This window comes from Mangrovibacillus sp. Mu-81, from assembly GCF_036867415.1.
Taxonomy (GTDB): Bacteria; Bacillota; Bacilli; order Bacillales; family Bacillaceae_B; genus Rossellomorea.
Genome location: NZ_JBAJHU010000006.1, coordinates 1 through 18,494 on the forward strand (window position 1 = coordinate 1; position 18,494 = coordinate 18,494).

The following is an 18,494-nucleotide window of genomic DNA, read 5'->3' on the forward strand; positions in this document are numbered from 1 at the left end:
AAGACAGGAATGAAAGGTTTAAATTCCTTGAACATGCCTCCATTCAACTCCAAAATCCACATTTCAGTCAAGGCTCGATTGCAGGAAGCAGCCATTTATTATCTAAAATGAAGATTTTATTATCAACATTTGAAAGTTTATTTTCGAAAATCGGACTTTTATTATCGAATCTAAAATAGCTATTATCATACTTATTAGGGTTTTATCAAAACGGTAGCCATATTATCACACAATGGTCATATTATCATTCTAGGCAATATATTATCGAACGGCGTGCACATCCAGAAGATTAAAGTCGATGCCGAGCCATCCCGCAGCTTCCTAAGCTTGAGTTCGAAAAGAGCACGTGCACGCACTTCATTCAAACTCTTGGATAATGGACGTAAAGCAACAATCTTTTAGAAAACAGCCAACCATCAACAACTCGTCTAATTCTCCAACTGCTAACCTATGAAAACACATAAAAAGCTGCCTGATTTCGGCAGCTTTCCTTTATAAATTATCTACTTGCTAGATTGATTTCAAGTAATACCATACCATATTTGTGAATTTGTGAGCGTGCATTTCCGTGTCTGTATTGTTGAATAATTGTTTGAAAGGTTTCAATAATGGATTGAGTACACTCTTACGGATGCGTTCACATTGTAATTCGCTCATGATGGCATCCAGCAGATCCTGTTGTTCTACAGTGAATGTGTGTTGCTTTTGCAGCTCGGCAGCGCGATTCAAGATATCTGATAGGGTTATTGTGCTTTTATTGATATTCGATTGCAATAAATCTATGGCTGAATGACTCAGAACTGAGCTGTCATTTTCCAACATATATGGGATGATCAGCTCGATGTAGGACAGAACGACGTCTGCCAGGTGTTTTAATGAATAGGTTGTATTGGTCACCCGCATTGTAAATAACAGGTATTGCAGCATGCCGTAAAACATGACGGTTGCTTCAAATGATACTTCCCTGATTTCATCGCCCATTACTTCTATGAAACGGTTGGAGAGCCAATCCATTTCATATATACGGTGCTGCATCACCAATTTCTTCAGCTCTGCTTCATTCGAAGACAAGATCGCCTCAAATAGAACGCTTAAATTTCGTTCTTCGTTCAGTTTCATTAAAATGGTGATTTGTTCGATAAAGACTTCGCGGTCTTGATTATCTTTGCCGATTTGCATGGCGATGCGCTGTTGGCTTGTGTCATAACGGAGATACTCTAAAATATCTGCGATACAATCATTTTTTGACGAAAAATAATTGTAAAACGTACCTTTTGATATCTTTGCTTTTTCTATGATTTCCTGAATTGAAGTTTGTTGAAATCCCTTCGCTATGAATAACGATAATGCTATGTCTGCTACTTTCCTTTTACGATTTGTCATACCTTCCTCCAGTCTCTACTCTATAGTGTAGTATAGATTTTTTGTACTGGAAACACAACACTTTTATACAATGAGTATAAAAGTGTTGCTTTTTTTGAACTATCGGTATAAAATAATTCGGGTAGCAAAATAAAATGAAAAAAGTAAAAGGGATGAGGAAATGGATTCTGCTTTACAACATAAAAAACCACCGTATCTAATGCTTGTGATACTATTCATTGGAGCTTTCGTGGCGTTTTTGAATAACTCTTTATTGAATGTGGCTTTGCCATCCATCATGGTTGATCTGGAGATAGCTGATTACTCTACAGTCCAATGGCTGGCTACAGGCTACATGCTGGTCAGTGGTATCTTGATTCCGGCTTCGGCATTTTTAATTACGCGCTTTTCGAATCGAAGTCTGGTCATTACATCGCTGGTGATATTTACATTAGGAACTGCATTAGCAGCATTTGCACCGAATTTTGGATTATTACTCACGGGCCGCATGGTTCAGGCAGCGGGTTCTTCCGTGATGGGACCATTATTGATGAACGTGATGTTAGTCAGCTTCCCGCGTGAAAAACGCGGTGCTGCGATGGGGATTTTTGGTCTGGTCATGATTACTGCACCGGCAATCGGACCTACGCTGTCCGGTTACATCGTGGAACATCACGATTGGCGGTTGCTGTTTGAAATGATCCTTCCTTTAGCGGTCATCAGTTTATTGTTGGCTGTTTGGAAGTTCAGGAATGTCATGGAACAAAACAGCAATGCGACACTTGATTACTTATCTCTTGTTTTGTCCTGTATTGGATTCGGGGGATTATTATACGGCTGCAGTACGGCCAGTTCAGATGGCTGGACGGATCCGATTGTTTTGACGACATTGATTGCAGGCGGAATCGCCTTGATCGCATTCATTGTCCGCCAATTTAAGATCGATGAGCCGCTGTTGGATTTACACGTTTACAAGTATCCGATGTTTGCTCTTGCATCTGTGATTGCGATCGTCAACGCGGTTGCTATGTTCTCGGGTATGATTTTGACACCTGCGTATGTTCAAAGCGTCAGGGGTATTTCACCTTTGGATTCCGGACTGATGATGCTGCCGGGTGCGATCATCATGGGAATCATGTCACCGATCACCGGTAAATTGTTTGATAAGTTCGGTCCGCGTCTCTTATCTTTGACTGGTCTTGGCATTACAGCCATTTCGACTTACATGCTGGCTCATTTGCAATTGGATACCAGTTACGCACACATCATTCTGATTTATACTTTGCGTCTGTTTGGTATGTCGATGGTGATGATGCCGATCATGACAAATGGTTTGAATGAGCTGCCTAATCGATTGAACCCGCATGGAACTGCAGTCAACAATACAGCGCAGCAAGTTTCTGGTTCAATCGGGACAGCCATCCTCATAACCATTATGAACTCTGTCGCGAAAACGGAAGGCGAAAGTCTGATGAGCGGGGTTGATCCCGCGACGATCACTGAGGCATCGACAGCTGCATTGACGCAGCAGTCATTATTAGCGGGGATTCAGTATTCCTTCTACGTAGCTTTAGGTATGAATATCATTGCGCTAATACTGGCTTTATTTGTGAAACGTGTTGACACAAGCTCGGATGCTGTGAATAAAATCGAAAACAAAAACAATAAACCCGCATCCAAGCCTGCAACAGTTTAACTAGTAATTATAAATAGTTTGAGGTTCAACGATACACCTGAATGAGTTTCATCAGGAATGTCGTTGAACCTCTTTTTTTCGGATACTATGTTAGCGTTGAAGGTGAATGATCGCCTCTCCAGAATGTGAATAAGCCCTATATTTTCAAGTTTCATGCATATTTTTCAACTTTTGTACTTTATTTTCAACTTTTCAGCGGATACAAACAGCGGCGTTACATACAGAAACAAAAAAATAGACAAAAGCTACAGCAAGCTTTTGTCCCCAAATAAAGAAATTTAGAATGAGCCTCATTTTATAAAGATTTAAACACGAAGGAAGTGGCGCTTCCTCTTGCAAAGGAGTGAAATCTTTATTCATAAGCAAGTCTAATGATAAACGGTTAAAACGTGAAAACTATTAAAGGTAGATTAGAATTTGATGAGAAAATCGATTCACCACCTATAAAATAAGTTTTCTACCTGTCGAATTAGGAAAAAGACTAACAGAGCTGTTTTTTTCTATAAATTGTCACTGTCGGTCCATCGGATATTTTTCGGATAATGGTTCAACTTTTACTTGTTTTTTAGTAGAATTAATACTTAATTTGGGTATTTGTATGACAGAGGAGGAATGACAAGTTGTTGGAGAATAGTGTCATGATGGTCTTGATCATTTTAGTGATAAATATTGTATATGTGTCGTTTTTTACGATAAGAATGATTCTGACGCTGAAGGGCTACCGGTATGTTGCGGCATTCGTGAGTACATTTGAGGTGGTCATTTATGTTGTGGGTCTTGGACTTGTTCTGGATAACCTGAATGAGATCCAGAACCTGATTGCGTATGCCGTTGGTTATGGCATTGGTGTTGTAGTGGGGATGAAGATTGAAGAGAAGCTCGCATTGGGGTATATTACGGTTAATGTCATAACGAAGGAATATGACAGGGCACTCCCGGACCAGCTCCGTTCCAAAGGGTACGGTGTGACGAACTGGGAAGCGAATGGACTGGAAGGAAGTCGAATGGCGCTGCAGATCCTGACTCCGCGAAAATATGAGATGAAGTTGTATGCAACGATTAAAGAGCTTGATCCCAAAGCGTTTATCATTGCATATGAACCGAAAACGATTCACGGCGGGTTCTGGGTGAAGGCCGTTCGAAATATACGTAAAGGAAAAATCAATATATGAGTAAAAAGAAGCTTTTATTTGAAGTGCAGGAGAATGAAACAATCAGTGATTGTCTGGACCGCATGAAAGATGCAGGTTATATGCCCGTCAGAAGGATGGAGAAGCCTGTTTTTGAAGAGCAGAAGGACGGCGGGAAAACAGAGGTTGTCCCTGTTAGACAGACAATTGTATTCGAAGGAAAGAAAATAGAAGAGTGATTTCGGTAAAATCCGAACATTAATTTTCAGACATTTAAAATCGTTCGATTATTCGTTGACAGTGCTGTGGAATAGCGTTATGATGAAGACAAATAAATCGAATACCCTCATATAATAATGGGAATATGGCCCGTAAGTTTCTACCTGGCTGCCGTAAACGGCCGGACTATGAGGGAAAGTGAATGTCTGGATGTAGAAGCGTCTTAAAGACCCTGACTGGAAGGGCTCTCTTTCTGTACGGTTAAAATACCCGGATCAATTGCTTTCTCTCATTATGCAGAGATCAATTGATCCGGGTATTTTTTTGTGGAGAATCTTCTCAAAGATTGTTGCTTTCCGTACTAGATCTAAGAAGTTGAATAAAGGGCGTGCAGGTGCTCTTTTCGAAATCAAAATTAAAAAAGACACGGAGAGGTACAATTCGTTATTTTCTTGTTTATAGCAACAAAGGGTGCGAAAAGAGCTTATGTGGAAGAATACGAGTGGAGGTGCCATCGGGATTATGATAGCGGTTATTATGGGAAGTACATCAGACTGGGAAACAATGAAGCACGCATGTGACATTCTGGATGAGCTCGGGGTTTCGTATGAAAAGCGTGTGGTATCGGCTCACAGAACACCTGATTATATGTTCGAATACGCAGAATCGGCAAGAGATAGAGGAATAAAGGTGATCATTGCAGGGGCAGGCGGTGCAGCCCATCTCCCAGGGATGGTGGCAGCGAAAACGACTCTCCCTGTCATCGGGGTTCCGGTTCAATCGAAGGCATTGAATGGAATGGATTCGCTTCTCTCTATCGTCCAGATGCCGGGAGGAGTGCCGGTAGCGACGGTGGCAATCGGGAAGGCTGGTGCGACTAATGCGGGACTGCTGGCTTCCCAGATCTTATCCATTGATGATAAACAATTGGCAGACACGTTAGAAAACAGACGGGAAGCGTTAAGAGAGAAGGTGCTGGAAAGCAGTGATGACCTTGAATAAAAAGACGATCCTACCGGGACAGACAATAGGAATCATCGGCGGAGGACAGCTTGGACGGATGATGGCTCTCTCTGCTAGACATAGCGGATTTAGGATAGCGGTCCTGGATCCTTCACCATCTTCACCTTGTGCACAGGTTGCAGACCTGGTGATTACCGCACCATTTGATCAATATGAGGCATTGGACCGCCTTGCCGAAGCATCGGATGTGATCACTTACGAATTCGAGAACATCGACTACGACGCTTTGAAATGGCTGTCAGGCAGAGCGTATCTCCCGCAGGGTGCTGAATTGATCCGCATCACGCAGGACCGGATCAAGGAAAAGGAAGCATTGACGCTCGCAGGTGTTGAAGTGGCACCTTATGCTGTGATTCAACAGGAAGAAGACATCTATGATAATATAGAAAAGCTTGGCTATCCAGCTGTTCTGAAAACATCCAGGGGCGGATATGACGGCAAAGGGCAATTCGTGATTCGAAGAGTGGAGGAAGTGAATGATGCTGCAGTGCTTTTGGAAAACGGACCATGCGTGCTGGAAAAGTGGATCCCTTTTCAAAAAGAACTATCAGTCATAGTGACCAGGAATCCTGATGGACAACATACGCATTTCCCGGTAGTGGAGAATATTCATGTCGATAATATTCTGCATGAAACGATTGCTCCGGCGCGTATCGGCGATGAAACTTCACGAAAAGCGATTGAAATGGCGGAGAAGATCAGTGAGACGCTTGATCTGGTCGGGACGCTTGCCATTGAAATGTTCCTGTCGGAAGACGGCTCGATCTACATTAATGAACTGGCGCCGAGACCACATAATTCGGGACATTATTCCATTGAAGCGTGCGACTCCTCTCAATTCGACCAGCATATCAAAGCGATTTGTAACTGGCCGCTTGTACAGCCTTCCTTATTAAAGGACGCTGTGATGGTTAATCTATTAGGAGAGCATATAGACCCTATAATGAATGCTATTCCAAGTCACCCGGACTGGTTCATCCATCTGTACGGCAAGGATCTGCCGAAGCCGAAACGGAAGATGGGACATGTCACCATTCTAACAGACGATGCCGAAGAAACGATGGCTGCTGTGAATGAAGCGGGGATTTGGAACGTGCAGGAAAAGATCGGAGGACGAATGAAATGATTGAACGTTATACACGCCCGGAAATGGGAGCGATTTGGACAGAGGAAAATCGGTTTCAGGCTTGGCTTGAAGTGGAAATTCTGGCATGTGAAGCATGGGCAGAAATCGGCGACATTCCTAAAGAAGATGTAGCAAGGATTCGTGAAAATGCCGGCTTCGATGTCGAGCGCATCAAAGAAATCGAAGCGGAAACCCGTCATGATGTCGTGGCTTTCACAAGAGCGGTTTCTGAAACACTTGGGGAAGAAAGAAAATGGGTACATTATGGTCTTACTTCAACGGATGTAGTGGATACGGCTCTTTCTTACCAACTAAAACAGGCGAACGATATCATCCTGAAGGACTTGGAGCGTTTCGTCGAGATTTTGAAAAACAAAGCAATTGAGCATAAGCACACGGTGATGATGGGAAGAACGCATGGTGTCCACGCTGAACCTACAACATTCGGATTGAAGCTTGCTCTCTGGTATGAAGAAATGAAGCGTAACGTCGAACGTTTTAAAGCAGCTGCCGACGGTGTGGAGTTCGGTAAGATTTCCGGTGCTGTCGGAACGTACGCGAATATCGACCCATTTGTTGAATCATATGTGTGTGAAAAGCTGGGCATCACGCCTGCACCTGTTTCAACTCAAACACTCCAGCGTGACCGCCACGCCCACTACATGGGTACACTTGCTTTGATTGCGACGTCCATCGAGAAGTTTGCAGTTGAAGTGCGCGGCCTTCAAAAGAGCGAAACGCGTGAAGTGGAAGAGTTCTTTGCAAAAGGCCAAAAAGGCTCATCGGCTATGCCTCATAAGCGTAACCCGATCGGTTCAGAGAACATGACCGGGATGGCGCGTGTGATCAGAGGGTACATGATGACAGCTTATGAAAATGTGCCGCTATGGCATGAGCGCGATATCTCCCATTCATCTGCTGAACGTGTGATTTTGCCGGATGCGACGATCGCTCTTAATTACATGCTGAACCGCTTCGGAAATATCGTGAAGAACTTGACGGTATTCCCGGAGAATATGCAGCGCAACATGGATCGTACGCTTGGATTGATCTACTCGCAGCGCGTCCTTCTTGCCTTGATCGATAAAGGCATGACGCGTGAGGAAGCGTATGATACGGTTCAGCCGAAAGCAATGGAAGCATGGGAGAAACAGGTTCCGTTCCGGTCGCTCATTGAAGAAGATGAGACCATCACTTCCAAGCTTGCTCCGGCAGAAATTGATGACTGCTTCGATTATAACTATCACCTGAAGCATGTTGATACTATCTTTGAACGCTGCGGATTGGTGGAATAGGAACTTCGACAAATAGATAGGGAAGGGGTTTTTTATAAGAATCCCTCCCTTTTTTTATCCGAATATAGACTGAAGATTGTAAAAATTATGATTACAGGGGGATTTCGTATGGAAAAAGGGACGCTTTTATATGAAGGAAAAGCGAAACAAATTTACTCCACGAGCGATGAAGAAGTCGTTTGGATTCAGTACAAGAATTCCGCCACTGCTTTTAACGGGGAGAAGAAAGCGGATATAGATGGTAAAGGGGTTTTGAATAATAAGATTTCAAGTCTGCTATTTTCAAAGCTTGCACAAAAGGGAATCGACAGTCATTTTATCAAGCAATTATCCGATTATGAGCAACTGGTCAAACGGGTGGACATCATCCCTCTCGAAGTGGTCGTGCGGAATGTGATGGCAGGCAGTCTTTCGAAACGGCTTGGGATAGAAGAAGGCACTCCGCTGCCGAAGCCGATCATCGAATTTTATTATAAAAATGATGACCTGGGGGATCCGCTGATCACGGATGATCATATTGACTATTTAGAGATTGCTGCACATGAGGAGCGTGCCGTATTAAGAGAGAGGGCTGTCCAGGTAAATGAAGTTCTTCAAGAGATTTTTAAAGAAGCAGGAGTCCTTTTAGTGGACTTCAAGCTGGAATTCGGGAAAGACTGTTCCGGAAAGATCCTGCTTGGGGATGAAATTTCGCCGGATACTTGCCGGTTATGGGATGCAAATACGGGACAGAAGCTTGATAAAGACGTCTTCAGAAGAGATTTAGGCAGTTTAACAGAAGTATATTCAATTATTTTAGAACGCTTAGGAGGAAATGACTTATGTACAAAGTAAAAGTTTACATCACGCTAAGAGAAAGTGTATTGGATCCTCAAGGAAGTGTCGTTAAGCAAGCCCTTCATTCAATGGAGTTCAAGTCTGTTGAAGATGTGCGTGTCGGGAAATATATGGAGCTTACTATTCCGTCGACTGTCGAAAATGTGGAGGCGGCCGTTGAAGAGATGTGCCACCGCCTGCTGGCTAACCCTGTGATCGAGGATTATCGATATGAGATCGAGGAGAGTGTGGCTCAATGAAGTTTGCGGTGATTGTGTTTCCAGGCTCAAACTGTGACATTGATATGTACCATGCAATCAAAGATGAAATCGGAGAAGAAGCAGATTACGTTTGGCATGATGATCTTTCGCTTGAAAACTATGATGCCGTTCTGCTGCCCGGCGGATTCTCCTATGGGGATTACCTCCGTTCAGGAGCGATTGCACGCTTTTCAAACGTTATGAAAGAAGTCGTCAAAGCGGCAGAACAAGGCAAGCCTGTGCTAGGTGTATGCAACGGGTTTCAGATTCTGCTGGAATCAGGTCTGTTACCAGGGGCAATGCGCCGGAATGACAGTTTGAGGTTCATTTGTAAGACCGTTCCTTTAACGGTTGAGAACAATGAAACGATGTTTACGTGCAGTTATGAAAAAAATGCGGAAATTCAAATACCGATCGCCCACGGTGAAGGGAACTATTTCTGTGATGAAGAAACGCTTGGGAAGCTGAAGGAGAACAATCAAATCGTGTTCACCTACAGCGGGAATAACCCGAATGGAAGTGTGGCAGATATAGCGGGAATCACGAATGAACGCGGAAATGTCCTCGGCATGATGCCTCACCCGGAGCGTGCGATGGATACTTTATTAGGTAGTGAAGACGGGAAGAAACTCTTTCAATCGATTGTCAAACACTGGAGGGAAAAACATGTCGTTAATGCTTGAACCAACCGCATCTAAGGTGAAAGAAGAACAACTTTATCGTGAAATGGGCTTAACAGACGAAGAATTTTCAATGGTGGAAAACATCTTGGGAAGAACACCGAACTATACGGAGACCGGGCTATTCTCGGTCATGTGGTCAGAGCACTGCAGCTATAAAAATTCCAAGCCTGTTTTGAGAAAATTTCCGGTAACGGGCGAACGTGTTCTTCAAGGACCTGGAGAAGGAGCTGGGATTGTTGATATCGGCGATGATCAGGCAGTGGTGTTCAAAATCGAAAGTCATAACCATCCTTCAGCGATTGAACCTTATCAAGGGGCTGCAACGGGTGTCGGGGGCATTATACGTGATGTATTCTCGATGGGAGCGAGACCTGTTGCACTCCTCAACTCTTTACGCTTTGGAGAGCTGGATTCTCCTCGTGTTCAGTATCTATTTAAAGAAGTAGTAGCAGGTATCGCCGGCTACGGAAACTGCATCGGCATCCCGACGGTCGGAGGGGAAGTCCAGTTCGACGCGTCGTACGAAGGAAACCCCCTCGTCAACGCAATGTGTGTCGGATTGATCGATCATAAGGATATTAAAAAAGGGCAGGCACACGGTGTCGGCAACACCGTTATGTATGTCGGTGCGAAAACCGGACGTGACGGGATTCATGGTGCGACATTTGCTTCAGAGGAGTTGAATGAAGGGTCTGAAGAGAAACGCCCTGCCGTCCAAGTGGGAGATCCGTTTATGGAAAAATTACTCCTCGAAGCATGTCTTGAGCTGGTCAAGAACGATGCACTTGTTGGGATTCAGGATATGGGGGCGGCTGGTTTGACCAGTTCATCTGCTGAAATGGCGTCCAAGGCCGGATCCGGAATCGAAATGAACCTTGATCTGGTACCCCAGCGTGAAAGAGGCATGACAGCGTATGAAATGATGCTGTCTGAATCGCAGGAACGCATGCTGATCGTCGTGGAAAAAGGCCGTGAACAGGAAATTGTCGACCTGTTTTCAAAGTATGACTTAGAAGCGGTTTCGATCGGGAAGGTAACGGATGATAAGCGGCTTCGCCTCCTTCATAAAGGGGAAGTGGTTTCGGATGTCCCGGTGGATGCACTTGCGGAGGAAGCACCTGTCTACCATAAACCATCTGAAGAAGCGGCTTATTATAAAGAGTTTCAAGCGATGGAAACGCCGGTGCCACAAGTTGATGACTATAAAGAAACGCTGCTTTCTTTATTGCAGCAGCCGACGATAGCAAGCAAGGAATGGGTCTATGACCAATACGATCACCAGGTCAGAACCAGCACGGTTGTCAGCCCCGGATCCGATGCGGCGGTTGTTCGTGTGCGCGGTACGAGAAAAGCGCTGGCGATGACAACGGATTGTAATTCACGCTATCTGTATTTGGATCCTGAAGCAGGCGGGAAGATCGCTGTGGCCGAAGCGGCCCGGAATATCGTATGTTCAGGCGGAATCCCGCTTGCGATCACAGACTGCCTGAACTTCGGAAACCCGGAGAAACCTGAAATCTTCTGGCAGATTGAGAAGTCTGTGGACGGAATGAGCGAAGCGTGCCGCGAGCTTTCCACACCGGTCATCGGCGGGAACGTATCTCTTTATAACGAATCGATGGGTACAGCTGTTTACCCGACACCGGTCGTCGGCATGGTCGGTCTTGTTGAAGATGTAGATCATATTACGACTCAAAGCTTTAAAGAAGCCGGGGACCTGATTTATGTCATCGGTGAAACACGTGAGGAATTCGGAGGAAGTGAACTGCAGAAGCTGACGGAAGGGAAAATCTTCGGACAGGCGCCATCCATTGACTTGAAAATCGAGCTTCGTCGTCAGATGCAGGTGTTGGAAGCAATCCAAAAAGGATTGGTTGCTTCTGCCCACGATATCGCGGAAGGCGGGATGGCTGTCGCACTTGCGGAATCGACGTTCGGTACGAACGGATTAGGTGCTGAAATCATCGTTAACGGTGACTGTCATGTATCGGACCTGTTCAGTGAGACACAATCTCGATTCCTTGTGTCTGTGAAACCCGAAAATCGGGAAGAGTTTGAAAAACTGGTAGGAGAAGCAAAGTCTGTGGGGGCGGTAAAGAAAGATGGAGAACTCACCATCGCAACCCGCAAAGCCGAAGTTCTCGTACAAGCGTCAGTCGGGGAACTTGAAACAGCCTGGAGAGGAGCGATTCCATGCCTGCTGAAATCAAAGGTTTAAATGAAGAATGCGGCGTGTTCGGGATATGGGGTCATCCGAACGCCGCTCAAATCACATATTACGGACTTCACAGTTTGCAGCACCGTGGACAGGAAGGCACCGGGGTTGTTGTTTCAGACGGTGAAAGCTTACGGGGCCACAAAGGGGAAGGGCTCGTAACGGAAGTGTTCCAGGAAGGGTCGATCGAGAAGCTGACAGGCTTCGGCGCAATCGGTCATGTCCGCTATGCGACGGCTGGAGGCGGGGGCTATGAAAACGTTCAGCCCCTTCTGTTCAACTCCCAGAGCGGAGGGCTTGCGCTTGCTCACAATGGAAATTTGGTCAATGCGAACGCCTTAAAGCATCAGCTTGAGGGGCAGGGGAGCATTTTCCAAACAAGTTCAGATACGGAAGTTCTCGCACATCTGATCAAAAGAAGCGGGTATTCCCGGTTGAAGGACCGGGTGAAGAATGCGCTGACGATGTTGAAAGGGGCGTACGCGTTCCTGGTCATGACAGAAACAGAGATGATGGTGGCGCTTGATCCCCATGGTCTCCGTCCATTATCACTTGCTAAGATAGGGGATGCCTATTGTGTGGCTTCAGAAACCTGTGCCTTCGATATCGTTGGAGCTGAATTTGTAAGGGACATCGAACCGGGGGAGCTTGTGATCATCAATGATGAAGGGATCACATCTGAACGGTTCAGTTTTTCAAATAACAATGCAATGTGTACGATGGAATATGTCTATTTTTCAAGACCTGACAGCAATATCCAGGGCATCAACGTCCATTCAGCCCGTAAACGGATGGGCATGGAGCTTGCGAAAGAGGCACCAATTGAAGCGGATGTTGTCACAGGGGTTCCTGACTCCAGTATTTCAAGTGCGATCGGTTATGCGGAAGCATCGGGGATTCCATATGAGATGGGACTCATTAAGAACCGCTATGTCGGAAGGACGTTCATTCAGCCATCCCAGTCGCTTCGTGAGCAGGGTGTGAAGATGAAGCTTTCACCGGTTAGAGGAGTGGTGGAAGGAAAACGGGTCGTGATGGTCGATGACTCCATCGTTCGCGGAACGACGAGCAGGCGGATTGTCAGCATGCTGAAGGAAGCGGGAGCGAAAGAGGTGCATGTCTGCATCAGTTCGCCGCCGATCAAGAATCCATGTTTTTATGGAATCGATACGTCCACTCATGAAGAATTGATCGCCTCTTCCAATTCAGTGGAAGAAATGCGTGAAATCATAGGGGCGGATTCATTGACGTTCCTTAGTACGGATGGAGTATTGAAAGCGATCGGACGTGATGATTCTTCGGAGAACCGTGGTCAGTGCCTTGCGTGCTTCACCGGGAAGTATCCGACGGAAATCTACCCGGATACTCTTCATCCGCATGAAAAAGAGCTTGTGAAATAGGGGGAGATCAAGAGATGGCAAATGCATATCGTCAGGCAGGCGTAGATATAGAAGCAGGATATGAATCGGTTGAACGGATCAAGAAACATGTGAAACGGACGGCACGCGAAGGCGTACTCGGGCAGCTGGGAAGCTTCGGAGGTATGTTTGACTTATCACAGCTCGGTTTGAAGGAACCTGTTCTTGTATCGGGTACGGACGGAGTCGGGACGAAGCTGAAGCTTGCGTTCATGGCCGACCGGCACGATACGATCGGCATCGATTGTGTCGCGATGTGTGTGAATGATATCGTCGTTCAAGGGGCGGAGCCGCTTTATTTCTTGGATTATATCGCAACCGGGAAAGCTCTGCCGGAAAAGATAGAAGGTATTGTAAAAGGGATTGCGGACGGATGCGAATCGGCCGGCTGTGCATTGATCGGCGGAGAAACGGCGGAAATGCCGGGAATGTATACAGATGATGAGTATGACATTGCCGGCTTTGCGGTAGGTGCGTGCGAAAAGAAAAAAATTGTCACCGGGAAAAATATTTCTGAAGGAAATATGTTAATCGGACTGGGCTCGAGTGGTATACACAGTAATGGATACTCTTTGGTACGGAAGATCTTTTTTGAAGATCATGCTTTTTCTTTGGACGAATCTTTACCGGAATTGAAAACCACACTAAAGGAAGCGCTGCTTACACCGACCAGAATTTATGTGAAACCGGTGCTGGAAGTCTTAAACCGGTATACAGTTAACGGCATGTCGCATATAACCGGCGGGGGATTCATCGAGAATATCCCCCGGATGATGCCTGACGGACTTGGAGCTGTCATTGAGGAAGGCAGCTGGGAAATACCGGATATCTTTGCGGCGCTTAAGCAGTACGGTAGCATCCCTCAGGAAGAAATGTACAACATCTTCAACATGGGAATCGGTTTTGTGCTGGCAGTCAACGAAAGTGAAGCCGAAGCCATCGTCGGTTACCTGAAAGAACAGGGAGAAGCAGCCTGCATCATCGGTAAGGTTTCGAACAGAGAAGGCGTACAATTCGTACAAAAACCGAGTCAGTAATGGAGGCTTAGTCATGAGACAGATTGCCATTTTTGCTTCAGGAAGCGGAACTAATTTTCAAGCATTGGTTGATGCTTTTAAAGCTGGTACCCTGAAAGCCAACGTCAGGCTTTTAGTTTGCGATCAGCCGGGTGCCTTTGTCATCCACAGGGCGGAGTCAGCAGGAATCCCCGCTTTTGTGTTCCGGGCAAGGGACTATGAAAACAAACAAGCATTCGAACAGGAGATCTTACACCAGCTCGAGAGCGCAGGGGTGGATTTCATTGTGCTGGCAGGGTATATGAGGCTGATCGGCCCCACCCTGCTTGAAGGCTATGGGGGCAGGATCGTGAACATCCATCCGTCGCTCCTGCCTGCATTCCCGGGGAAGGATGCAATCGGACAGGCTCTTGAAGCCGGCGTAAAAATCACGGGCGTGACGGTACATTTCGTGGACGCCGGGATGGACACAGGTGAAATCATCGCGCAGGAAATAGTCCGTGTGACAACAGGGGAGACGCGACAATCACTCCAGGACAAAATCCAGCATGTCGAACACCATCTATACCGCACCACCCTGAACCACCTTTTCCTCACTACAGGCTACTGATAAGTACTGAAATGGCAGTTGCTTTATTGTGGTAGTGTGGTAACGTGTTGAGGGACAGGCCTTGGGAAAGGCTGATAATTAGTGAGCAGTTAGAGGAGGAGCCACAGTGAAAAAAAGAGCGTTAATCAGCGTGTCAGATAAAAGTGGAATCGTGGAATTCGCACAAGAGTTAAAGCAGTTGGGATACGAAATCATTTCTACCGGGGGAACGAAGCAGCTGCTCCTTCAAAATGATGTGGAAGTCATGGGAGTGGAAGACGTAACAGGTTTTCCAGAGATCCTTGAAGGCCGGGTGAAAACTCTTCATCCTTCCATTCACGGCGGCCTGCTTGCAAAGCGCGGCGAGGAGTCACACCGTCAGCAGCTAGAAGAGCAGGGGATCGAAGGGATCGATCTTGTCTGTGTGAATTTGTATCCTTTTCAGCAAACGATCGCAAAGCCCAATGTCGGAGTCGATGAAGCGATTGAGAACATCGATATCGGCGGACCGACGATGCTGCGGGCATCTGCCAAGAATCATGAGTATGTGACGGTTGTGGTCGATGCATTGGACTATGATAATGTGATCGCGGAATTAAAGCTGAATGGGGAAGTATCTCATGAGAACCGCCGCAAGCTTGCGGCGAAAGTGTTCCGCCATACGGCAGCTTATGATGCGTATATCGCGGAGTATATGACAGACGTATCAGGTGAGGAGAATCCAGAGCGCGTCACGTTGACATATGAATTGAAACAAAGTCTGCGCTACGGGGAAAATCCTCACCAGAAGGCTTCTTTTTATCGTGCCCCGATTGGTTCTGAATTTTCAGTAGCGATGGCAAGGCAGCTTCATGGCAAAGAGCTGTCTTATAATAATATCAATGATGCAAACGCAGCCCTTCAAATTATCAAAGAGTTCACCGAGCCTGCAGCAGTCGCTGTCAAGCATATGAACCCTTGCGGAGTCGGAGTGGGTGAGACGATCAACGAAGCATACACCAAAGCCTATGAAGCTGACTCGACTTCAATCTTTGGCGGCATCGTGGCATTGAACCGGGTGGTTGACGATGAAACGGCCAGGCAGCTTCATGAAATCTTCCTGGAGATCGTCATTGCGCCGTCCTTCAGTGACGAAGCATTTGAAATCCTTTCAAGTAAAAAGAACATCCGTTTATTGACGGTGCCGTTCGAATCCACCAATAAAGTTGAGCAGAAAATCACGACCGTGGAAGGCGGACTTCTTGTCCAATCCGATGATACCTTCACACTTGATGATGCCGATGTAAGAGTCGTGACGAAACGCGAGCCGAATGCGGAAGAATGGGCAAGCATGACACTCGGCTGGAAAGTAGTGAAACACGTAAAATCAAACGCCATCGTCCTGACCGATTCACAAATGACCATCGGCGTGGGTGCTGGGCAGATGAACCGTGTCGGTGCAGCCAAGATCGCCATTGAACAAGCGGGCGAAAGAGCCGTAGGATCCAGCATGGCTTCGGACGCCTTCTTCCCGATGGATGACACCGTGGAAGCAGCAGCCAAAGCAGGTGTTACAGCAATCATCCAGCCGGGCGGATCGATTCGTGATGAAGACTCAATCAAGAAGGCGGATGAATACGGAATAACAATGGTATTTACCGGGGTTCGTCATTTTAAACATTAAGGATTTGGTTGACTGATGTTATAAGGGGGCTTTTTAATGAGAGTACTTGTGATTGGGCGCGGCGGACGTGAGCATGCCATCGCGAAGAAGCTGGCTGAGAGTGAAAGTGTGACGGAAGTGTTTTGCGCACCGGGAAACCCCGGGATTGCCGAAGTTGCCGAGTTGATACCGGTGAATGAAACAGACAGCGAAGCATTGATATCCGCAGTAATGGAGAAAGGGATAGATTTTACGATCGTTGGTCCTGAAAATCCATTGCTTGAAGGAATTGCAGATGAGTTTCAGTCGCGTGGTTTGAAGGTATTCGGGCCAACGAAGGACGCAGCCATCATCGAAGGAAGCAAATCCTTTTCGAAAGAGCTAATGAAGAAATATGAGATCCCGACCGCTGCTTATGAAGTGTTTACAGACATCGATGCAGCCACCGCTTACATCAAGGAAACCGGGGCACCGATTGTCATCAAAGCGGACGGGCTGGCTGCCGGAAAAGGGGTCGTTGTCGCAGAGACGGAAGATGAAGCGATTCAGGCCCTGCAGGAAATGCTCCTGAATAAAAAGTTCGGGGATGCCTCTGTGAAAGTAGTGGTGGAAGAATGTCTGGTGGGGGAAGAATTTTCCCTGATGGCTTTTGTACAGGGTGAGAAGGTATATCCGATGGTGATCGCCCAGGATCATAAACGGGCTTTCGATGGAGATCAGGGGCCGAATACCGGTGGAATGGGTGCGTATTCGCCAGTGCCGCATATTTCGGAAGAAGTTGTGAAAGAAGCCGTATCAACCGTTCTGGTACCAACTGCTGAAGCGATGGTAAAAGAAGACCGTTCATTCACCGGCATTCTCTATGCGGGACTCATGCTTACCTCAGACGGTCCGAAAGTGATTGAATTCAATGCGCGATTCGGGGACCCTGAAACACAGGTGGTGCTCCCTCGTTTGAATTCCGATTTTGGGATGGTCATTCATGATCTGCTGGAAGACCGTAAAGTGGATTTAGAATGGAAGGAGGATGCCGTATTAGGTGTGGTGCTTGCATCTGAAGGGTATCCTGGGAGTTATGAAAAAGGCATACGACTGCCAGACCTAAAGAATCTAAGTGAGGAAGCCCTCATTTATCATGCCGGAACAGCTTTTAATCAAGAAAGGGAACTGGTTTCTGACGGTGGCAGGGTAATGTTGATCGCTGCCGAAGCGGATACAGTTGAACAAGCCTATGCTTCTGTTTATGAACATATAAACAAGCTGCAATGGAAGGGTCTCTTTTATAGAAATGATATCGGGAAGAAGGCTATCGGACACGTCTCTTCCTAGTTCTGCGGATGAACACATACGCAATTGCGATAATTCCGCCGATCAGCGAAAATAACACATAAGACATATCAGTCAGATACTCGAAAAACATAATTAGCATCTCCTTAGAATAGAATACGTAAGTGACGGGGGACGGGCCAGTATTAGATAATGGCCGTCCCCCATGCTTAAATTTGTGTGAATCCCTGGTTATCGAAGCTGCTCGTTTTGCTTGATGGTTTGCCAGGGTCGCCGTTCAGTGCTTCCTGGACTTCCTTATTGGACAGATCTTCTGGATTGAAGCCGGAGTCCTTCTTTGAAGTCTTCGTCGCAGTGGTGTTTTGATCATTGTCATGACTGTTTAAGCCGGTGGAATTATTACTCTTCTTGTTTGATTTCAACATATCCTTGACATTGAACATATCCATTCCTTTCAACCCCCCGAAACCGCGTGAGCTTTTCTTGTCATCGTTATCCCCGCTCTTGTCCAGGAGATCTGTGACAGGGCAGTACCTCAGGATTCCTTCGGCCACCTTCATGGCCCCGATCATCGCCATGACGAGATAGGAATCTCTCCATGGCCGTTTAACGAGTTTGGCCGTTGTCCAAGACAGAATCGTGAAGCCCAATGTGATGCGGATTAAAGCATTGATGATCCCAATGTTTGATGAAACTTTCATTTGTAAACTCCTCCTT

At 46.3% G+C, this 18,494-nt stretch carries 18 protein-coding genes and 1 riboswitch; of the genes, 15 read left to right on the forward strand and 3 right to left on the reverse strand.

Going from position 1 to position 18,494, the window contains the following annotated elements:
- Positions 1-510: 510 nt before the first annotated feature.
- Entirely contained in the window at positions 511-1,383 is an 873-nt protein-coding gene (locus V6B33_RS13390) for a TetR/AcrR family transcriptional regulator (protein ID WP_334218259.1), read from the reverse strand.
- 160 nt (positions 1,384-1,543) lie between these two features.
- Here V6B33_RS13390 and V6B33_RS13395 point away from each other — a divergent pair, with 160 nt between their 5' ends.
- From V6B33_RS13395 to purD, 15 genes are all read left to right on the forward strand, one after another.
- Entirely contained in the window at positions 1,544-3,058 is a 1,515-nt protein-coding gene (locus V6B33_RS13395) for a DHA2 family efflux MFS transporter permease subunit (protein WP_334218260.1), read from the forward strand.
- Between the two features lie 641 nt (positions 3,059-3,699).
- Complete coding sequence (locus V6B33_RS13400; RefSeq protein ID WP_442915531.1) at positions 3,700-4,230, forward strand: DUF2179 domain-containing protein; 531 nt, start codon at positions 3,700-3,702, stop codon at positions 4,228-4,230.
- Positions 4,227-4,427, forward strand: a complete 201-nt coding sequence (locus V6B33_RS13405; protein ID WP_334218262.1) for an NETI motif-containing protein — start codon at positions 4,227-4,229, stop codon at positions 4,425-4,427. The genes V6B33_RS13400 and V6B33_RS13405 overlap by 4 nt, the downstream gene beginning before the upstream one ends.
- 87 nt (positions 4,428-4,514) lie before the next feature.
- Positions 4,515-4,616: riboswitch (purine riboswitch) on the forward strand.
- Positions 4,617-4,929: 313 nt separating this feature from the next.
- The gene (purE, locus tag V6B33_RS13410; RefSeq protein ID WP_442915532.1) at positions 4,930-5,409 is read left to right on the forward strand and encodes a 5-(carboxyamino)imidazole ribonucleotide mutase; all 480 of its coding nucleotides are present in this window, start codon (positions 4,930-4,932) and stop codon (positions 5,407-5,409) included.
- Positions 5,396-6,556: a 5-(carboxyamino)imidazole ribonucleotide synthase gene (purK, locus tag V6B33_RS13415; RefSeq protein WP_334218263.1), complete on the forward strand. Its 1,161-nt coding sequence runs from the start codon at positions 5,396-5,398 to the stop codon at positions 6,554-6,556. The genes purE and purK overlap by 14 nt, the downstream gene beginning before the upstream one ends.
- Positions 6,553-7,851 (forward strand): adenylosuccinate lyase, encoded by a 1,299-nt coding sequence (gene purB / locus V6B33_RS13420; protein ID WP_334218264.1) that lies wholly within the window; start codon positions 6,553-6,555, stop codon positions 7,849-7,851. Before purK ends, purB begins: the two co-directional genes overlap by 4 nt.
- Positions 7,852-7,959: 108 nt before the next feature.
- A complete protein-coding gene (gene purC / locus V6B33_RS13425; RefSeq protein WP_334218265.1) occupies positions 7,960-8,685 on the forward strand; it encodes a phosphoribosylaminoimidazolesuccinocarboxamide synthase in 726 nt (241 codons plus the stop codon).
- On the forward strand, positions 8,673-8,927 hold the full coding sequence (gene purS, locus V6B33_RS13430; RefSeq protein WP_334218266.1) for a phosphoribosylformylglycinamidine synthase subunit PurS: 255 nt from the start codon (positions 8,673-8,675) through the stop codon (positions 8,925-8,927). The genes purC and purS overlap by 13 nt, the downstream gene beginning before the upstream one ends.
- Complete coding sequence (purQ, locus tag V6B33_RS13435) at positions 8,924-9,610, forward strand: phosphoribosylformylglycinamidine synthase subunit PurQ (RefSeq protein ID WP_334218267.1); 687 nt, start codon at positions 8,924-8,926, stop codon at positions 9,608-9,610. Before purS ends, purQ begins: the two co-directional genes overlap by 4 nt.
- Positions 9,594-11,828 (forward strand): phosphoribosylformylglycinamidine synthase subunit PurL, encoded by a 2,235-nt coding sequence (gene purL, locus V6B33_RS13440; RefSeq protein WP_334218268.1) that lies wholly within the window; start codon positions 9,594-9,596, stop codon positions 11,826-11,828. Before purQ ends, purL begins: the two co-directional genes overlap by 17 nt.
- Positions 11,804-13,225, forward strand: coding sequence for an amidophosphoribosyltransferase (purF, locus tag V6B33_RS13445; RefSeq protein ID WP_334218269.1), 1,422 nt, complete (start codon positions 11,804-11,806; stop codon positions 13,223-13,225). The genes purL and purF overlap by 25 nt, the downstream gene beginning before the upstream one ends.
- 14 nt (positions 13,226-13,239) lie before the next feature.
- Positions 13,240-14,280 carry a phosphoribosylformylglycinamidine cyclo-ligase gene (gene purM / locus V6B33_RS13450; protein ID WP_334218270.1) on the forward strand — a complete coding sequence of 347 codons (1,041 nt, stop codon included), beginning with the start codon at positions 13,240-13,242 and terminating at the stop codon, positions 14,278-14,280.
- 13 nt (positions 14,281-14,293) lie between these two features.
- Positions 14,294-14,869 (forward strand): phosphoribosylglycinamide formyltransferase, encoded by a 576-nt coding sequence (gene purN, locus V6B33_RS13455; protein WP_334218271.1) that lies wholly within the window; start codon positions 14,294-14,296, stop codon positions 14,867-14,869.
- Positions 14,870-14,975: 106 nt separating this feature from the next.
- On the forward strand, positions 14,976-16,511 hold the full coding sequence (gene purH / locus V6B33_RS13460; protein ID WP_334218272.1) for a bifunctional phosphoribosylaminoimidazolecarboxamide formyltransferase/IMP cyclohydrolase: 1,536 nt from the start codon (positions 14,976-14,978) through the stop codon (positions 16,509-16,511).
- Between the two features lie 36 nt (positions 16,512-16,547).
- On the forward strand, positions 16,548-17,819 hold the full coding sequence (gene purD / locus V6B33_RS13465; protein ID WP_334218273.1) for a phosphoribosylamine--glycine ligase: 1,272 nt from the start codon (positions 16,548-16,550) through the stop codon (positions 17,817-17,819).
- On the opposite strand, the gene V6B33_RS13470 is transcribed toward purD, so the two are convergent.
- Positions 17,797-17,910, reverse strand: coding sequence for an EYxxD motif small membrane protein (locus V6B33_RS13470; RefSeq protein ID WP_334218274.1), 114 nt, complete (start codon positions 17,908-17,910; stop codon positions 17,797-17,799). The genes purD and V6B33_RS13470 overlap by 23 nt on opposite strands.
- Positions 17,911-17,986: 76 nt before the next feature.
- Positions 17,987-18,478: a YgaP family membrane protein gene (locus V6B33_RS22060; RefSeq protein ID WP_442915528.1), complete on the reverse strand. Its 492-nt coding sequence runs from the start codon at positions 18,476-18,478 to the stop codon at positions 17,987-17,989.
- Between the last annotated feature and the right edge of the window lie 16 nt (positions 18,479-18,494).